Annotated in this window: 16 protein-coding genes; 11 read left to right on the plus strand and 5 right to left on the minus strand. The window is 72.1% G+C overall.

Annotated elements, in window-relative coordinates; translation table 11 throughout:
• The first annotated feature begins 13 nt into the window (after positions 1–13).
• The gene (serB, locus tag A4U64_RS08160) at positions 14–1228 is read left to right on the plus strand and encodes a phosphoserine phosphatase SerB (RefSeq protein WP_170914110.1); all 1215 of its coding nucleotides are present in this window, start codon (positions 14–16) and stop codon (positions 1226–1228) included.
• 52 nt (positions 1229–1280) lie between these two features.
• Complete coding sequence (locus A4U64_RS08165) at positions 1281–2054, plus strand: peptidyl-tRNA hydrolase (protein ID WP_065923437.1); 774 nt, start codon at positions 1281–1283, stop codon at positions 2052–2054.
• Here A4U64_RS08165 and glgX read toward each other — a convergent pair whose 3' ends face one another.
• Positions 2055–4169 (minus strand): glycogen debranching protein GlgX, encoded by a 2115-nt coding sequence (glgX, locus tag A4U64_RS08170; protein ID WP_231772701.1) that lies wholly within the window; start codon positions 4167–4169, stop codon positions 2055–2057.
• Between the two features lie 96 nt (positions 4170–4265).
• On the opposite strand from glgX, the gene A4U64_RS08175 reads away from it, so the two are divergent.
• From A4U64_RS08175 to A4U64_RS08205, 7 genes are all read left to right on the plus strand, one after another.
• The gene (locus A4U64_RS08175) at positions 4266–5099 is read left to right on the plus strand and encodes an ABC transporter ATP-binding protein (RefSeq protein WP_037201771.1); all 834 of its coding nucleotides are present in this window, start codon (positions 4266–4268) and stop codon (positions 5097–5099) included.
• Positions 5100–5213: 114 nt separating this feature from the next.
• Positions 5214–6047 carry an NUDIX hydrolase gene (locus A4U64_RS08180; protein WP_029544471.1) on the plus strand — a complete coding sequence of 278 codons (834 nt, stop codon included), beginning with the start codon at positions 5214–5216 and terminating at the stop codon, positions 6045–6047.
• A 10-nt stretch (positions 6048–6057) separates the two neighbouring features.
• The gene (locus tag A4U64_RS08185) at positions 6058–6837 is read left to right on the plus strand and encodes an enoyl-CoA hydratase-related protein (RefSeq protein WP_006933175.1); all 780 of its coding nucleotides are present in this window, start codon (positions 6058–6060) and stop codon (positions 6835–6837) included.
• A 53-nt stretch (positions 6838–6890) separates the two neighbouring features.
• Positions 6891–7868: a class I SAM-dependent methyltransferase gene (locus A4U64_RS08190; RefSeq protein ID WP_006933177.1), complete on the plus strand. Its 978-nt coding sequence runs from the start codon at positions 6891–6893 to the stop codon at positions 7866–7868.
• Position 7869: 1 nt separating this feature from the next.
• Positions 7870–9027, plus strand: coding sequence for a THUMP-like domain-containing protein (locus tag A4U64_RS08195; RefSeq protein ID WP_006933179.1), 1158 nt, complete (start codon positions 7870–7872; stop codon positions 9025–9027).
• A gap of 75 nt (positions 9028–9102) precedes the next feature.
• Complete coding sequence (locus tag A4U64_RS08200) at positions 9103–9390, plus strand: ArsR/SmtB family transcription factor (protein WP_006933181.1); 288 nt, start codon at positions 9103–9105, stop codon at positions 9388–9390.
• Positions 9387–9767 (plus strand): VOC family protein, encoded by a 381-nt coding sequence (locus tag A4U64_RS08205; protein ID WP_006933183.1) that lies wholly within the window; start codon positions 9387–9389, stop codon positions 9765–9767. Before A4U64_RS08200 ends, A4U64_RS08205 begins: the two co-directional genes overlap by 4 nt.
• A gap of 24 nt (positions 9768–9791) precedes the next feature.
• Here A4U64_RS08205 and A4U64_RS08210 read toward each other — a convergent pair whose 3' ends face one another.
• The gene (locus A4U64_RS08210; protein WP_050035421.1) at positions 9792–11093 is read right to left on the minus strand and encodes an outer membrane protein assembly factor BamB family protein; all 1302 of its coding nucleotides are present in this window, start codon (positions 11091–11093) and stop codon (positions 9792–9794) included.
• A 97-nt stretch (positions 11094–11190) separates the two neighbouring features.
• Between A4U64_RS08210 and A4U64_RS08215 the strand changes: the two genes are divergently transcribed.
• Positions 11191–11952, plus strand: a complete 762-nt coding sequence (locus tag A4U64_RS08215) for an acyltransferase (protein ID WP_029544462.1) — start codon at positions 11191–11193, stop codon at positions 11950–11952.
• Positions 11953–11967: 15 nt separating this feature from the next.
• A complete protein-coding gene (locus A4U64_RS08220; protein WP_050035420.1) occupies positions 11968–13458 on the plus strand; it encodes an amidase in 1491 nt (496 codons plus the stop codon).
• A gap of 19 nt (positions 13459–13477) precedes the next feature.
• Here the strand turns inward: A4U64_RS08220 and A4U64_RS08225 are convergent, their stop codons facing one another.
• The 3 genes from A4U64_RS08225 to A4U64_RS08235 are packed head-to-tail and all read right to left on the minus strand — an operon-like array spanning position 13478 to position 17051.
• Complete coding sequence (locus A4U64_RS08225) at positions 13478–14722, minus strand: glycosyltransferase family 4 protein (protein WP_006933189.1); 1245 nt, start codon at positions 14720–14722, stop codon at positions 13478–13480.
• Positions 14719–16275: a 1,4-alpha-glucan branching protein domain-containing protein gene (locus A4U64_RS08230; protein WP_065922433.1), complete on the minus strand. Its 1557-nt coding sequence runs from the start codon at positions 16273–16275 to the stop codon at positions 14719–14721. The genes A4U64_RS08225 and A4U64_RS08230 overlap by 4 nt, the downstream gene beginning before the upstream one ends.
• A complete protein-coding gene (locus tag A4U64_RS08235) occupies positions 16272–17051 on the minus strand; it encodes a class I SAM-dependent methyltransferase (protein ID WP_232334179.1) in 780 nt (259 codons plus the stop codon). The genes A4U64_RS08230 and A4U64_RS08235 overlap by 4 nt, the downstream gene beginning before the upstream one ends.
• Positions 17052–17185: the final 134 nt, after the last annotated feature.

Below are 17185 nucleotides of genomic sequence, written 5' to 3' on the forward strand. Positions count from 1 at the left end.
GTCTGACACCGCGATGCTGGTGACTGTGACGGGGCCGGACCATCCCGGCGTGACCTCTGTGCTCTTCGCGGCGCTCACCCGGCACGAGGTCGATCTGCTCGACGTCGAGCAGGTCGTGATCCGGGGCCGGCTCACCCTCGGTGTGCTGGTCTCCTGCCCCGCCGATCCCGATGCCCTGCAGGACGAGATCGAGGCCGCCATGGCCACCATCGGCATGCACGCCCAGGTGCAGACCGGTGTCGAGCCGGGTATCGGCTCGACCGTGTCCACCCACGCCGTTGTGGTCCTCGGCAGTCCCGTCAGCGCCCGGGCGCTGCGTTCGGTGGGTCGTGAGCTCGCGCGGCAGGGCGCCAACATCGACTCGATCCGGGGCATCGCCGACTATCCGGTGACAGGTCTCGAACTCATGGTGACCGCGGCCGACCCCGGCGCCGAGGCCGACGTCCGATTGCGCGCCGGGCTCGCCGAGGTCGCCGCGGGCCTCAGTGTCGACATCGCCGTGGAGCGCGCCGGTCTCGCCCGCCGCTCGAAGCGGCTGATCGTGTTCGACGTCGACTCCACCCTCGTCCAGGGCGAGGTCATCGAGATGCTCGCCGCGCACGCCGGCGTGGAGGACAAGGTCCGCGCCGTCACCGAGGCCGCGATGCGCGGGGAGATCGACTTCACCGAGTCGCTGAACCAGCGGGTGGCGACCCTGGCCGGGTTGCCCGCGTCGGTGATCGACGAGGTCGCCGAGAACCTCGAGCTCACCCCCGGCGCCCGGACCACCATCCGCACGCTGCGCCGGCTCGGCTTCCGATGCGGCGTCGTCTCCGGTGGCTTCCGGCAGGTCATCGACGGCCTCGCCCACGAACTCGAACTGGACTTCGTCCGGGCGAACACGCTCGAGATCGTCGACGGCAAGCTCACCGGCCGCGTCGTCGGCGAGGTGGTGGACCGCGCCGCCAAGGCCCGTGCCCTGCGGGAGTTCGCCGCCGAGGCCGGCGTGCCGATCGAGCAGACCGTCGCGGTCGGCGACGGCGCCAACGACATCGACATGCTCGGCGCGGCAGGGCTCGGCATCGCCTTCAACGCCAAGCCGGCGCTACGCGAGGTCGCGGACACCGCGCTGTCCCACCCGTACCTGGACGCGGTGCTGTTCGTCCTCGGCGTCACCCGCGACGAGGTGGAGGCCGCCGACCGGGTCGACGGCACCCTGCGCCGCGTGCCCCTCGACACCGGTGCCTGAGGCCACGGCCCCGCTCGGTCCCGACGTCGTGGCTCGCCACGGTGCGGATGTCGTGACGCGCCACGGTGCGGATTTCGTGGCTCGCCACGGTGCGGATTTCGTGGCTCGCCACGGTGTCCTCGCCCGCGGCTACGGGCATCGACCGGACCCGGAGGACCCCGGGGCGGTGCTCGCGATGCCGATCGTGCTGCACATCCCCAAGCAGGATCCGCCCTCCCGTAGCGCGCTGCTCGAGGCTGCTGCGATGGCGACAATCGCGCTGTGCCTGGACCCACGCGTCGGGACCGGGCCGGCCGGTGAACCCGGCCCGTGGCGCGAGCCCTACCTCGCGTGGACCGACGCGCGCATCCGCAAGGTCAGCCGTCGCGCCCGCGGTGCCCAGTGGCGCGCCGCGCAGGAGGTCGACGGAATCACCGTCGAACACCGGGGGGCACACGCCCGGGCACTGGTCCCGGGGCCCGTCGGCGCTCTCGATCCGCGCATCTCGCGGCTGCAGATCGGCGGCACCGATCTGCCCCACGACACCCCGGGCGATCCGCCCGCCGGAGTTCCGGTGCTGTGGATCGACGCCGCGCTCGGCATGACCGTCGGGAAGGCCGCGGCACAGGTCGGCCACGCCGCGATGCTGTTGGCCGGGGCCCTGGACGTCGAGCGCGCCGGCGCATGGGCCGACTCCGGATTCGTGTGTGCCGTGCGCGACGCCGACCCCGCCCGGTGGCGGTACCTGACGGAGCGGGTCGACGCCGGCACCGCCGTGGCGGTACGGGACGCGGGATTCACCGAGGTGACGCCGGGGTCGGTGACGGTCGTCGCCGTCCCGGGCTGATCACGTCGCGATCCGGAACACCAGCAGCGTCGGCCCGGTCAGCGGGAACGTCGAGCCGGCGGGCAGCGGCGTGAGATCCGCGGGCTCTCCGTCGAGGGAGCTCGAGTCGAAGGCGCACACCATCGCACCGTGGTACCACTCGGCCCGGCCGAGGGTCAGGGTGGTGGGGCCGCCTGCGTGCAGCACGAGCAGGCCGCTGCTGTCCGTCAGCGGAACGCCCGCGCGGGTGACCGTGCCCAGCTGCGAGCCGTCCACCCACGCCTGCAGCGTCCGCCGGTTCTCGTCGAGCCAGTCCGCCTCCTGCAGTTCCCTTCCGTCCGCGCCGAACCACACCAGGTCGGGGTAGCCGACCTGGCGGGCCCTGCCGTCGAAGAAGCGGCCCTGACGCAGCACCGGCACCACTTTGCGCAGACGCAACGTCTGCCGCACGAACTCGACGAGTTCCTGGTCCGCGTGCTCCCAGTCGAGTGGCCAGGCGTCGCGGACTGGGACGTCGGCGGGCACGCAATAGGCATTGTTGTTGCCGCCCTGGGAGTGCCCGAACTCGTCGCCGGCGAGCAGCATCGGGGTGCCGGTCGACAGCAGCAGGGTGGCGAGCAGCGCACGCACGTGCCGGGCCCGGGCGGCCACGATCCGCGGATCGTCCGTGGGTCCTTCGACGCCGTGGTCGACGGATTCGTTGTTGTCGCTACCGTCACGGCCCTGTTCGCCGTTGGCCTCGTTGTGCTTGCGCCGGTAGCTGACGAGGTCGGCCATCGTGAAACCGTCGTGCGCGGTGACGAAGTTGATCGACATCCACGGCCGGTGGGTGTGCCGGCCGTAGAGGTCCTCCGAGCCCGCGAGCCGGGAGGCGACCTCCCGGATTCCCGCACCGCGCGCCCAGAAGCGCCGCACCGAGTCGCGGTAACGATCGTTCCACTCCGACCACTGGGGACCGATGTTGCCGAGCTGGTAGCCGGGCAGGGTCGCATCCCAGGGCTCGGCGATCAGCTTGAGCCGGGTCAGGACGGGGTCGGTGGTGATGGCGGTGAACACCGCCGCCCGGGGATCGAAGTCGCCGCCTCGCGGCCGGGCGAGCGCGCTGGCCAGGTCGAACCGGAAGCCGTCCACACCCATCTCCGTCGCCCAGTACCGCAGGCTGTCGCAGATCATCCGCACCGCCACCGGGGAACTGCCGTCGACGGTGTTGCCACAGCCCGTCAGGTCGATGTCGTGGCCGGTGGCGTCGAGGAGGTAGTAGCCGGGCGCGTCGAGGCCGCGCCAGGACACGTGCGGGCCGTCCACCGACCATTCGCAGGTGTGGTTGTAGACCACGTCGAGGATCACCTCGAGGCCCGCCTCGTGGAGCGTGTCGACCATCGTCCGGAACTCCGCGATCTCGTTGCCGGGGGTGGCCGCGTAGCCCGGGTGGGGCGCGAAGTACGAAGCGGTGGAGTAACCCCAGTGGTTGCGCATGCCGCGATCCCGTACGGGTGGTTCGGTGAGGAAGGCGTGCACGGGCAGCAGTTCGACGGCGGTGACCCCCAGGCCGACCAGGTGTTCGAGCACGGCCGGCGCCGTCAGACCCAGATAGGTGCCGCGCCACTGCTCGGGGACGGCGGGATGGCGGGCGGTGTAGGAGCCGACGTGCAGTTCGTAGATCACCGTCTGCTCCCACGGCGTGCCGGGACGGTTGTGCCGGGCCCGGCCGGGGTTGTCGGCCACCACCGACAGCGGTGTGTGGCCGAGGGAGTCCACGGTCGACGCATCGCCGAACGGGGTGCGCTCGTAGCCGAGCAAGCGGGCCGTGTCGCCGATGTCGCCGGTCAGCTGCCGGCCCCACGGGTCGAGCAGCAGCTTGTGCGGATTGGCACGTAGCCCGGTCCGGGGCTGCCACGCGCCGTGCACGCGGTATCCGTAGCGCTGGCCCGGGCGGACCCCCGGCACCGCGCCGTGCCAGACGCCGTACGTCTTGTCCGGCAGGTCGATGCGTTCCTCGCGGCCGGCGTCGTCGATCAGGCAGAGCTGAACACGGCTGCCGTGGGGCGCGTGCACGGCGAACCGCGTCCCGTCGTCGCCGGGGAAGGCGCCCAGCGGGAAGGGACCGGCGTCGGACCGGGCGACGGCAGGTCCCACCGGCGGCTCGCCGGGTGCGGGGGAGGGGTGCGGTGGAGGCGAGGGGTACGACACGGAAGCGATCCTGCCGTGAACCGCTCGTGCGCGTACGCAAAGATGGTCGGCGTGGCAAAACCTGATCCCGATCTGCTCATCGAATTCGACGACGTGCTCGTGCGGCGGGGCGGCAACGTCCTCGTCGGTCCCGTGTCCTGGAAGGTGGAACTCGACGAACGTTGGGTGATCCTCGGTCCGAACGGGGCGGGTAAGACGTCGCTGCTGCGGGTGGCCGCAGCGGAGACATTCCCCACATCGGGGACGGCGCACGTGCTGGCGGAGACGTTCGGGAAGACCGACCTGTCCGAGCTGCGGCCCCGGATCGGGATGTCGTCGTCGGCGCTGGCGAACCGTGTGCCGGGCGACGAGAAGGTCGTGGACCTGGTGATCTCCGCGGGGTACGGCGTGCTGGGGCGCTGGCGCGAGCGGTACGACGAGGTGGACAGCGCACGCGCCGTGGAGATGCTCGAAAGCCTCGGCGCCGAGCATCTCGCCGACCGCACCTACGGCACGCTCTCCGAGGGTGAGCGCAAGCGCGTGCTCATCGCCCGGGCGCTGATGACGGATCCGGAGTTGCTGCTGCTCGACGAGCCCGCCGCCGGCCTGGACCTCGGTGGTCGTGAGGAGCTCGTGGCGCGGCTCGGCGTGCTGGCGGCCGACCCGGACGCTCCGGCGATCGTGCTGATCACCCATCACGTGGAGGAGATCCCGCCGGGCTTCACCCACGCGATGCTGCTCAAGGAGGGGCAGGTGGTGGCGCAGGGTCTGCTCGACGACGTGATCACGGGTGAGAACCTCAGCGATGCGTTCAGCCAGGCGATCACGCTCGACAAGGCGGACGGCCGGTTCTTCGCGCGCCGCACGTACCAGCCCGGGAGGCACCGCCGCGCGTAGCGGAGCCGCGGCCGAGGTCACCGCCGCGCGTAGCGGAGCCGCGGCCGAGGTCACTGCCGCGCGGAGCAGCCGGGTGGGTGAGTTGTGTGTCACGTCATGCCGTAACTTGTGAGTATGGCTATCGAACGTTCGGGAGAACCCGCGGGTGCAGCGGCGATGCCGCTCAAGGATGCCTCGACGGTGATCCTCGTCCGGGACGGCGACCGTGGCGTCGAGGTGTTCCTGCTGCAGCGCGTGCGCGGCATGGCGTTCGCCGGCGGCATGACGGTGTTTCCCGGCGGCGGCGTCGACCCGTCGGACAGCGCTGCGACGGTGGCGTGGACGGGACCGCCCGTGCCGTGGTGGTCGGAGCGGTTCGGCACCTCCGAGACGCTCGCGCAGGCGCTCGTCCTCGCGGCCGTGCGCGAGACGTTCGAGGAGTGCGGGGTGCTGCTCGCCGGTGCGACACCGGACACCGTGGTGGCGGACACGACACCGTTCGGGGAGGCCCGCAGGCAGCTCGAGGCTCGGGAGCTCACCTTCGGCGAGTTCCTCGAACGTGAGGGGCTGGTGCTGCGTGCGGACCTGTTGCGGCCGTGGTCGAACTGGATCACGCCGGTCGGAGAGGGTCGTCGCTACGACACGAGGTTCTTCGTCGCGGCGGCCCCCGAGGGACAGATCGCCGACGGCGAGACGAGCGAGGCCGACGAGGTGCGGTGGCAGACTCCGCAGGAGGCGATCGCGCACTGGCAGGAGGGCGGCAGTGTGCTGCTGCCCCCGACCTGGAGCCAGTTGACGGCCCTGTCACGGTTCGGCTCGGTCGCGGAGATCCTCGCTGCGGAGCCGCAGATCACGCCGATCCTGCCGACCCGGATCACCTGGGAGGGACAGCTCCGGGTGGAGTTCCCCGAGCAGGACGGCTACTACGAGGCGGGGCCGCATCCGTGGGCCGCCCGGGATGCCAACTAGCCTGTGCCTCATGGCTGAATTCGTGACACTCGAGGTCTCCGACGGTATCGGCACCATCCGGCTCGACCGGCCGCCGATGAACGCACTCAACCGGCAGGTGCAGGAGGAGATCCGGGCCGCTGCGCGCGAGGCGACCGTGAACTCCGACGTCAAGGCGGTGATCGTCTACGGCGGTGAGAAGGTGTTCGCGGCCGGCGCGGACATCAAGGAGATGGCCGAGCTGAGCTACGTGCAGATGAGCGAGATCATCGCGGATCTGCAGTCGGCGCTGGGGTCGGTGGCGGAGATCCCGAAGCCGACGGTGGCCGCGATCACCGGCTACGCGCTGGGGGGCGGCCTGGAGCTCGCGCTGGGTGCGGACCGGCGGATCGCCGGCGACAACGCGAAGGTCGGTGTGCCGGAGATCCTGCTCGGCATCATCCCGGGCGGCGGCGGAACGCAGCGCCTCGCCCGCCTCGTCGGCCCGTCGAGGGCGAAGGATCTGGTGTTCACCGGCCGCTTCGTCGGTGCGGCCGAGGCCCTGCAGATGGGGCTGGTCGACGAGGTCGTCGCCCCGGACGAGGTGTACAACGCGGCGCGCGCGTGGGCGTCGCAGTTCAGCCGGGGCGCCACCCGCGCACTGGCGGCGGCCAAAGCCGCGATCGACCAGGGCCTCGACACCGACCTGGACACGGGGCTGAAGATCGAGCAGCACGTCTTCGCCGGCCTGTTCGCGACGAAGGACCGCACGATCGGCATGGAGTCCTTCGTCGCCAACGGCCCGGGTAAGGCCGAGTTCGTCGGGGAGTAGGCACCCCGGAACTGGAACTTGTTCATTCCTTACCGATGGGTAGGATGCCCTTCATGACTGCAAGCAGGACCGACGGGGTCGACCCCGCGCCGAACCCGCACGCCACTGCCGAGGAGGTGGCGGCCGCCCTTCGGGACACCAAGCTCGCGCAGGTGCTCTACCACGACTGGGAGGCCGAGACCTACGACGAGAAGTGGTCGATCTCCTACGACGAGCGCTGCATCGACTACGCGAAGGGTCGTTTCGACGCCGCCGCCGGTGACCAGCCCCTGCCGTACGAGCGGGCCCTCGAACTCGGTTGCGGCACCGGCTTCTTCCTGCTGAACCTCATGCAGGCCGGAGTGGCGAGGACCGGCTCGGTCACCGACCTGTCGCCCGGGATGGTCAAGGTGGCGCTGCGCAACGCCGGGCACCTCGGCCTCGACGTGGACGGCCGGGTGGCCGACGCCGAGACGATCCCGTACGACGACGACACCTTCGACCTCGTCGTCGGTCACGCGGTGCTGCACCACATCCCCGACGTCGAGCAGTCGCTGCGGGAGGTGCTGCGGGTGCTGAAGCCGGGCGGCCGGTTCGTCTTCGCCGGCGAGCCCAGCACGGTCGGGAACTTCTACGCGCGCTGGCTCGGCCGCCTCACGTGGGAGGCCACCACCAACGTCACGAAGCTGCCGTTCCTGCGGGACTGGCGGCGGCCGCAGGCCGAACTCGACGAGTCCTCCCGTGCCGCGGCGCTCGAGGCGGTCGTCGACCTGCACACCTTCGACCCGTCGGACCTGGAGCGGACGGCGGCTTCGGCCGGCGCGGTCGAGGTGAAGGCGAGCAGCGAGGAGTTCGCGGCCGCGCTGCTGGGCTGGCCGGTCCGCACATTCGAGGCCGCGGTGCCCGCGGAGAAGCTGGGCTGGGGCTGGGCGCGCTTCGCGTTCGGCGGGTGGCGCACGCTCAGCTGGGTGGACGAGAAGGTCCTCAGGCACGTGGTCCCGCGCAGCTTCTTCTACAACGTCATGATCACCGGCGTGAAGCCCGGCAAGTAGTGTGGGCTACGCGTTCACCCTCGCCGACGTCGCGTACCTGCGTTCGTCGCAGGGCGCGGCCGATCTCGCGGAGGTGGCCGCCCGGGAGCTGTCCGCGCGGACGCGCCTAGCCGACATCGGCTGGGCGCGTACGCGTTTCGCCGACCTGACCGCGCCGCTGACCGAGACGGTGCTGTTGCGCCGCAGGGCGGTCGCGAAGCTGCCCGCTGCCGGCGGCTGGCTGTTCACCGACGACGCGCTGCAGCAGGCGACGCCGGCGTCCGTCGCCGCGCATCGGGCCCGCCGGCTCGCCGGCCGGCGCGTCCACGACGTGACGTGCTCGATCGGCGCCGAGCTGGCGGCCCTGGTGGGGGTCGCGGAGGCGGTGGTCGGCAGCGATCTCGACCCCGTTCGCCTCGCGATGGCCGCCCACAACGTCCCCGGGGCGGCGCTGGCCCGCGCCGACGCGCTGCGCCCGATCACCCGCGGTACCACCGTGATCGCCGATCCGGCCCGCCGATCCGAGGGCCGGCGCACGCACGACCCGGCGGCCCTGATGCCGCCGTTGCCCGACCTGCTCGACGCCTACGCCGGACGGGACCTGGCCGTCAAGTGTGCCCCCGGACTGGATTTCGATGCGCTGGACTGGGCGGGGGAGGTCGAGGTGGTCTCGCTCGACGGCGGCGTCCGCGAGGCATGCCTGTACTCCCCGGGTCTGGCCACGCCGGGCGTGCGGCGACGGGCGAGTGTGTTGCGTTCGGACGGCGCCGTATTCGAGATCACCGACGCGGAGCCGGACGAGATCCCCGAGCGGGAACCGGGGGAGTGGATCGTCGATCCCGACGGGGCGATCGTGCGTGCGGGGCTGGTGCGGCACTACGCGGCCGCCCACGGCCTGTGGCAGCTCGATCCGCGGATCGCGTATCTCACCGGCGACACCCTCCCCGCGGGGGTGCGGGGATTCCGCGTTCTCGATCGACTGAAGTACACGGAAAAGACTCTCCGGCAATCGCTCTCGTCGATGGACTGTGGGGTGGCGGAGATTCTCGTGCGAGGGGTCGACGTCGATCCGGCGGTGCTCCGGCCGCGGCTGAAGCTGCGCGGATCGCGGTCGCTGAGCGTCGTGCTCACGCGGATCGGCCGCACCCCGACGGCGTTCGTCTGCGAACCCAGTCGCTGAGCCCTGTCCCGGCCGGGTGGGTCGTTCCGGTGCGGGTCTTGATATGCAAGCAAATACTTGCGTATTCTCGACGGTGTGGTCGACGTCTTCAAAGCGCTGGCGGATCCGACCCGGCGGGCCATCCTGGACGAGCTCGTCGACCGGGACGGCCAGACGCTGTTCGAGCTGTGCACACGACTGATCTCGCGGCACGGCCTGGGCTCGTCCCGGCAGGCGATCTCGCAGCACCTGGCGATCCTCGAGGAGGCCGGGCTGGTCCGGACCCGCCGCGAGGGGCGATCGAAGTTCCATCATGTGGACGTTGCGCCACTGCAGGGCCTCGCCGACCGATGGACGGTCGCGCATCGAAAGGAGTCGCAGTGAAGGTCACCCTCACCAGCGTGTTGGTCGACGACCAGGACAAGGCGCTCGCCTTCTACACCGACGTCCTGGGTTTCGTGAAGAAGACCGAGGTCCCCCTGGGCGAGGCGCGGTGGCTCACCGTCGTCTCGCCGCAGCAGCCGGACGGGCCGGAACTGGTCCTCGAGCCCGACGGCCATCCCGCCGTCCGGCCGTTCAAGGAGGCCCTCGTCGCCGACGGTATCCCGTTCACCTCGTTCGCGGTCGACGACGTGCGCGCCGAGTACGAGCGGTTGCGCAGCCTCGGGGTGCGATTCACCCAGGAGCCCCTCGAAATGGGCGGCATCACCACCGCCGTCTTCGACGACACCTGCGGCAATCTCATCCAGATCGCCGGCTGAGCCGTCGCCGCCCGCGGCGAAAGGTCAGCGGAGCACGTAGACGTCGCCCGGCAGCGTCGCCGTGACGAACTCGCCGGCCGGCCCGACCGCGGTGCCGACCGAGAATCCGGCCGCGTCGGGCAGGGTCTCCTCGTCGAGCGTCTCCCCGCTGGCGGCGTCGAACACCAGCGCGGCCAACCCGTCGTCGGCTCGGGCCACCGTGTATCCGATGCCGTCGGCGGTCAGCGCCGGCACCCCCAGCTGGCGCACGTCGCCGCGGCGCCACACGAGTTCGGCCGCCTCACCGGTGTCGCGCAGCGCCACCAGGTCGCCGGTCCGGCCCCCCGGCGCGAGGACCAGCAGTCCGTCGGCGGACACCGCCGGTCCGGTGGAGGCCGTGTACCCGAGGTCGTGGCTCCACCGCGGCGTCCCGGTCCCGGCATCGAGGGCCCACAGGGCTCCCTCGCCGTCGTGCACGTACACCGTGGCGCCGTCCGCGGACAGCACGGGACTGGTCGTCGCGCCGCCCGGAAGCTCCGGCTGCGACCACTCCTCGACCACCCGCGCATCGTCGCCGCCGGTGTAGCGCATCGACACGACGGCGGCGCGATCGGCGCCCGGCCGCCACAGCGTCACCAGAATCCGGCCGGTCCCGAGATCGACCGCCGGGGTGGTGGCCACCGGGCAGTCCTCCGATCCGCCGAAACATGCGGCCAGACCGTGGTCGTTGGGCAGCCGTGGCACGTTCGTCCCGTCCGCCACCCCGGGGGTGGGCACGAGGTCGAAGATCGGGGCGGCGTGCCTGCCCGTTTGCGGGTCGAGCACGTTGACCTGACCGAAATGCGTGACGAACACGAGGTTTCCGTCGCCGGTGAACTGTGCGGTGCCCGGCGTCCCGCTCACCGGGATCCGCCAGCGCCGCTGGCCGTGCTCGTTGAACGACACCATCGCCCCCTCCTCGCCGACGTAGATGTTGGCCACGCCGTCGGCGGTGGGAGTCACCCCGGTGACACCCGGCGCGAGGCGGGTGCACCAGCGCTTGCGGCCGGTGTCGATCTGGAACGAGACGAGGTTGCAGCCGGCGGCGGTCGCGGCGGTGACGAAGATCTGTCCGTTCGCCGCGACGCTCGCGGGCGCGGTGACGGCGCCGCCGAGCGGACGTGACCAGGCGGGCGCGAGGTCGCGCAGCCCGTCGGCGGGCGCGGTGTTGCTGTTGCGGGCGTCGGCGTACCGACCCGGCCACGCCCCGGCGGCGAGGACGTCGACCGGGCCGCCGTCGCTGCCGCATCCGGTCAACACCAGTGCCGCCGAGGCCGTCAGCATCACCGTCCGCAGGGCAGCCCGCATCACTCATCTCCTCGCCATGGCTCGAATGACCCGATGGGCCACACTATCGGGCCGGGTGGCGCACTCGATGCGCGAGGCGGACCGTACGCTGGCAACCATGACGAGCATGTGGGGCGCACCGTTGCGCACGAGGTGGCGGGGTTCTCGTCGGCGGGATCCCGATCAGGCCCGATTCCTGACCGTCGATTCGCTGCGATGGGTGCTGGCGCACAAGGCGTACACGCCGTGGTACCTGGTCCGGTACTACCGGCTCGCCAAGTTCAAGCTCGCCAACCCGCACGTGATCCTGCGCGGCATGGTGTTCCTCGGCAAGAACGTCGAGATCCATTCCGTCCCCGAGCTGTCCCGGCTCGAGATCGGCCGGTGGGTGCACATCGGCGACGGCAATGCCATCCGCTGTCACGAGGGGTCGCTGCGCATCGGCGACAAGGTGGTCTTCGGCAAGGACAACGTCGTCAACACCTACCTCGACATCGAGATCGGCGCCTCCACACTCGTCGCCGACTGGTGCTACATCTGCGACTTCGACCACCGCACCGAGGACATCACGTACCCGATCAAGGATCAGGGGATCGTCAAGAGCCCCGTGCGGATCGGACCCGACACCTGGATCGCGACGAAGGTCACGGTGCTGCGCGGCACCCGCACCGGCCGCGGCTGCGTCCTCGGCGCGCACGCGGTGGTCAAGGGCGACATCCCGGACTACAGCATCGCGGTCGGATCGCCGGCCAAGGTGGTCAGGAACCGCCGCACGGACTGGGAGTCCGGTGCCGCCGACCGGGCCGCGTACGTCGCCGCGCTCGAGGACATCGCGCGCAAGAAGGCGGGCCGCGAACCGGCGGCGGAACCCGGTTCCTGATCCGGGGCGCCTGCGATGGACTACGCCGACTACCGCCGCTACGACGCCGTGGGGCTCGCCGAACTCGTCACCCGCCGCGAGGTCACGCCGCGCGAACTGCTCGACGCGGCCCTCGCCCGGCTCGACGCGGTGGAGCCCACACTGAACACCGTCGTGCGCCGGCTCGACGAGCAGGCGCGCAGCCGGGCCGCGGAGCGCCTCGAGGGTCCGTTCGCGGGGGTGCCGTTCCTGGTCAAGGATCTTCTCCAGGACGTCGCGGGGATTCCGACCGGCAGCGGGAGCAGGTCCCTGGCGGAGCTGCCCGCCGTGCGCAACGCGGTGGTCGTCGATCGCTGGCTGGACGCGGGCCTCGTCCTCTTCGGCAAGACGAACACTCCGGAGTTCGGGGTCAAGGGGGTGACCGAGCCGGTGGCGAACGGTCCCACCCGCAACCCGTGGAATCCCGCGCACACGCCGGGCGGGTCCTCCGGCGGATCCGCGGCGGCGGTCGCCGCCGGCGTGGTCCCGGCGGCCGGCGCGAACGACGGCGGCGGCTCGATCCGCATTCCGGCCGCCTGCTGCGGGCTGGTCGGGCTCAAACCGGGCCGGGGCCTGGTGCCGAGCGGACCCGAGGTGGACGAGGACCGGCACGGGGCGGTCAGCAACGGGGTCGTCACGCGCACGGTGCGCGACGCGGCAGCCATGCTCGACGTGCTGGCCGGTCCGGACCCGAACGGGCCCTATCTCACGGCGGCACCGCAGGAGTCGTATGCGTCCGCGGCGAGTACCCCACCGCGGACGCTGCGCATCGGGTTCGCGACGGACTCCCCGATCGGCACCGGCGTCGACCCGGAGGCCGTCACGGCCGTCGAGAACGCCGCGGCGCTGCTCGCCGAGCTGGGCCACGCCGTCGAACCCGCGGCGACGGGGATCGACGAGCGGCGGCTGTCCACCGACTGGCTGACGATGTGGTTCGCCTGGCTCGCCGCCGACGTCCGGCAGGCGCGCCTGCGCACCGGGTGCGCCCCCGACGCGTTCGAGCCCGACACGCGGTTCCTCGCCGCGCTCGGCGACTCCGTGCGGCCCTCGGACTATCTCGCCTCGCTGCGCCGGTGGAACGGGTATACGCAGCAGCTCGGCGCGTTCCACGAGCGGTACGACCTGCTGCTCACGCCGACCCTGGCGTATCCGCCGGCGCGCGTGGGGGAACTGGCCACGCCGCCCGCGCTCCAGGGGGCCGCGCGCCTGATCGTGACGGCGCGGCTGGGCCGCGCGGCGCGGTGGGCCGGGCTGATGGACCGCATCGTCGACGAGAACCTCGCCCGGACGCCGTACACCCAGCTCGCGAACATCACCGGGCGCCCGGCGATCTCGGTGCCACTGCACTGGACCGCGGCGGGATTGCCGTTGGGCGTGCAGTTTCTCGGGCCGCTGGGCTCGGAGGGACTGCTGCTGTCGCTCGCGGCACAGCTCGAGCGGGCCCGGCCCTGGGCGCACCGCGAGCCTCCGCTGCTGCCGTCCCGGTGACGCGGGCCGGCAGCGCCGGTCACCGGCCGGGCAACGGCCGCTGGGGAATCGTCGGTCGCGGAAGCGGATGGCGCACACGACGTTTCGCCTCCGAGTACACACGGGCGGTCTCGGTGGCCACCAGCCGCCAGTCGAAGTCCTCCGTGAGCCGCTCGCGCGCCGCCCGCGCCCGTCGCTGGGCGGCCGCGGGGTCGTCGAGGGTCCGCCGGACCGCCGACGCCAGCCCCGCGACGTCGCCGGGTGCGAACGAGAGGCCGGTCGAGCCGTCGACGACGGCCTCCCCGAGGCCGCCGGCCGTCGACGCGACGAGTGGCGTCCCGGCGGCCGCGGCCTCGAGTGCGATGATCCCGAACGGTTCGTAGCGGCTCGGCAGGACGATCGCATCGGCGCGGTGCAGCCACCCGAGCAGCTCGATGCGGTCGAGGTTGCCGACGAACGTCACCGACCGCGCGACGCGGTGCACGCGCGCCTGCTCGCGCAGCCAGTCGAACTGGGTGCCCTCCCCGGCGACGACGAGGGTGGTGCCGGGGTGCGTGCGCCGGATCCGGGGGAGGGCGGCGATCGCGTCCTGCACGCCCTTCTCGTACTCGAGGCGGCCGACGAACAGCAGCTGCGGCGGCCCGGAACGCGGCGCCCGCTCCCGGTAGGACCACGCGGTGACGTCGATTCCGTTGCGGATCACCGTCGCCGGCGGCAGGTCCGGCCCGTAGAGCGCGGCGACCTCCTCGTTCATCGATGCCGAACACGTGATGAGCCGATCGGATTCGTTGGCGAGCCACCACTCCACCGAGTGCACCTGCCGGTTCACGCGGCCCGACAGCCAGCCGCTGTGCCGGCCGGCCTCGCTTGCGTGCAGGGTGGACACCAGCGGTACGTCGAAGAACTCGGCGAGCGCGACGGCGGGGTGTGCGACGAGCCAGTCGTGCGCGTGCACCACGTCCGGGTACCAGCCGTCGCCGATGCCGCCCTTGGTCAGGCTCAGCCCCGCCCGCACCATGGCATGACCCATCGCGAGCGTCCAGGCGAGCATGTCCTCGCCGAAGTCGAAGTGCGGTGGGTCCTCGGCGACGGCCACCACGAGCACGCCCTCGGCGATGTGGCTGATCGTGGGGTGGGTGGTGGCGTCCGTGCCGGTGGGCCGCCGGGAGAGCACGACCACCTCGTGGCCGGCGGCGGCGAGCTCGGTGGCGAGGTGGTGCACGTGCCGGCCGAGGCCGCCGACGACGACGGGCGGGTACTCCCAGGAGACGATCAGCACCTTCACGAGGGGGCTCCCATCCGGTCGGGCAGGCGGCGGGCGTCGAGCCCGGGGAACAGATTGTCGGCCCGGTTCCAGCCGGCGGCCAGGCGCGCCGCCGTCTCGTCGCGGCCTGCGGCGACCGCCGCGGCGATCTCGCGCAACGCGTGGGCGTGCTTGTGGGCCCGGTCCCGCGCGTATCCGGCCGCGGTGTCCTTGCTGACCATGAATGCCCAGTCGCTCGACACCGTCAGCAGCGCCTCGCGCAGCATCTGGTCGTGCACCCGGTTGCGCAGCGCGGGGCGGCCGGCCCCGGCGGCGCCGCGGGCCTTGTCCAGGGTGTCGAGCGTGGTGCGCACGACCTCCTCGTCGAGCTGTACGAGGTCGCGAACCTGCTCGCCGGCCCACACCCGCCAGTCCTTCCCGGACCCCCACGAGGTGTCGTGCAGGTCGACGGGTGCTCCCACGTACCCGCGGTCGCGTGCGTCGGCGAGAGTGCCCACCTCGATGCCCGCCTCCGGCAGCGCCCGGAGCAGCCGTTCGAGGAACAGCGGGCCCTCGTGCCACCAGTGGCCGAACAGCTCGGTGTCGAAGGCGGCGACCACCAGGGCGTCGCGCCCGATGCGGTCGGACTCGCGGCGCAGCCGGCGGCGGATCGTGTCGACGAAGTCGGCCACGTGGCGGTCGACGGCCGCGGACGCCAGATCGGGGTCGTAGGGCGCCTTGTCCTGTGGGGCGACGGTGCGGCCGGTCACGCGGGCGGGCTTGAGCCCGGTGTCGTGGCAGTAGGTGTGGAAGTCCCGGTAGGCGGGGTGGCCCGGGTAGCCGGACTTCGGCGACCAGACCCGGTAGGACACCTGCAGATCCCGGCCGAAGGCGACGACGTCGGAGTCCCACGCGGTCCGGCCGAGCGCGGTGTCGCCGCGCAGGGCGGGACCGTCGACCATGAAGTGCCCGACGCCGGCGGCGGCGTATCCGGCCTCCATACCGGGGGTGAACGCGCACTCGGGCGCCCAGATGCCCTGCGGTGTGTGCGCCCAGCGGGCGTGCGCGTCGGCCAGCCCCTCGGCGAGGGAGAACGCCCGCAGGCGGGGATCGAGCAGAGGCTGGAAGGGATGGGCCAGCGGCCCGCCCAGCAGTTCGACCGCCTCGGCGTCGACGAGTTCGCGGAACACCGGGGATCCGCCGTGGCGCCAACGGGTTTCGAACTGTTCGAGGGCTGCGGCGGCCTGCCGGTGCTCGCGGGCTCCGAGCGCACGGTAGGCCGGCTCCCGCATGCCCGCGGCCTCGTGGGCGCGCAGCTGCCAGTTGCCGAGCCAGTGGTGCATCCCGGTCAGGCAGTGGGGGTCGTCGAGCTGAGCGGCCAGCACGGGCGTCACCCCGAGGGTGACCAGGCGCGTGCGGCCCTCGGCGGCAAGCCGGCGCAGGACGTCGGTCACCGGGAGATACGTCGCGGCCCAGGACTGGTAGAGCCATTCCTCGCCGACCGGCCAGCGACCGTGGTGGGCGAGCCACGGCAGGTGCGAGTGCAGCACGAGCGCGAACAGTCCCGGTTCCCGCCGGGTGGCGGGAGTGGTCACCGCGCCGGATCCTTCACCGCGATCGCGACGAGATCCAGACTGGCGTCGATGTTCTCGGGCGCGAGGAGGAAGTCGTCGACCGTCACGGCCGCGACGTCTGCGGTCAGGCCGGCGGGCCAGGGATCGCCGGCGAGAGCGCGCTCGATCTGGGCGTCGATGAAGGAGCCGCCGTGCTTGGCATCGAGGGCGCGCAGGGCGGGGCCGTGGTGCACCCCGGTCGTCAGGGCGACGCGGAAGCCGGCTCCCTCGAGCAGTTCGGTGAGTTCGGCGGCGTTCAGCTCGCGGGTGTGGAACGGGTTGAGCGGGGTGTCGCGGCCGGGGGAGAACGTGATGCGGTTGGGGGTGCTGATCAGCAGTTCGCCGCCGTCCCGGAGCACGCGGTGGCATTCGCGCAGGAACCCGGACTGGTCCCACAGGTGCTCGATGACCTGGAAGTTGACGACAACGTCCACGGAGGCGTCGGCGAGGGGCAGGTCGGCGAGGTTGGCGTGCCGCATGTCCACGCGCGGGTAGCGGGCGCGCACGTGCGCGACGGCGCTCTCGTCGTAGTCGAGGCCGACGACGGCGGTGGCGACGCCCGCGATCATGTCGGCGCCGTAGCCCTCGCCGGCGCCCGCCTCGAGCACGGTGCGGCCGGCGCACCGGGGCAGCAGGTCGCGGTAGACCACCTCGTGGCGGCGGAACCAGTAGTTCTCCTCCGCGATGCCGGGAACGGTGCGCTCGCCGGTGAGTGGCAGTTGAGGGGCGTCGCCGGCGGGGACGGGGGATTCGCTCACCGCCCAGACATTAGCCCCACCTTTGTCGACCTCGTCATCGGTGGTCCAGATCACAGCCGTGCGGCTCCCTTCGTGTGGTTATGGTGAACGAGGTTCCCATCCAAGTTACCAGCGGGTAACTTAGCGTGAGGTAA

The sequence above is a fragment of the Rhodococcus sp. WB1 genome (genome assembly GCF_001700945.1).
Lineage (GTDB): Bacteria > Actinomycetota > Actinomycetes > Mycobacteriales > Mycobacteriaceae > Rhodococcus > Rhodococcus aetherivorans.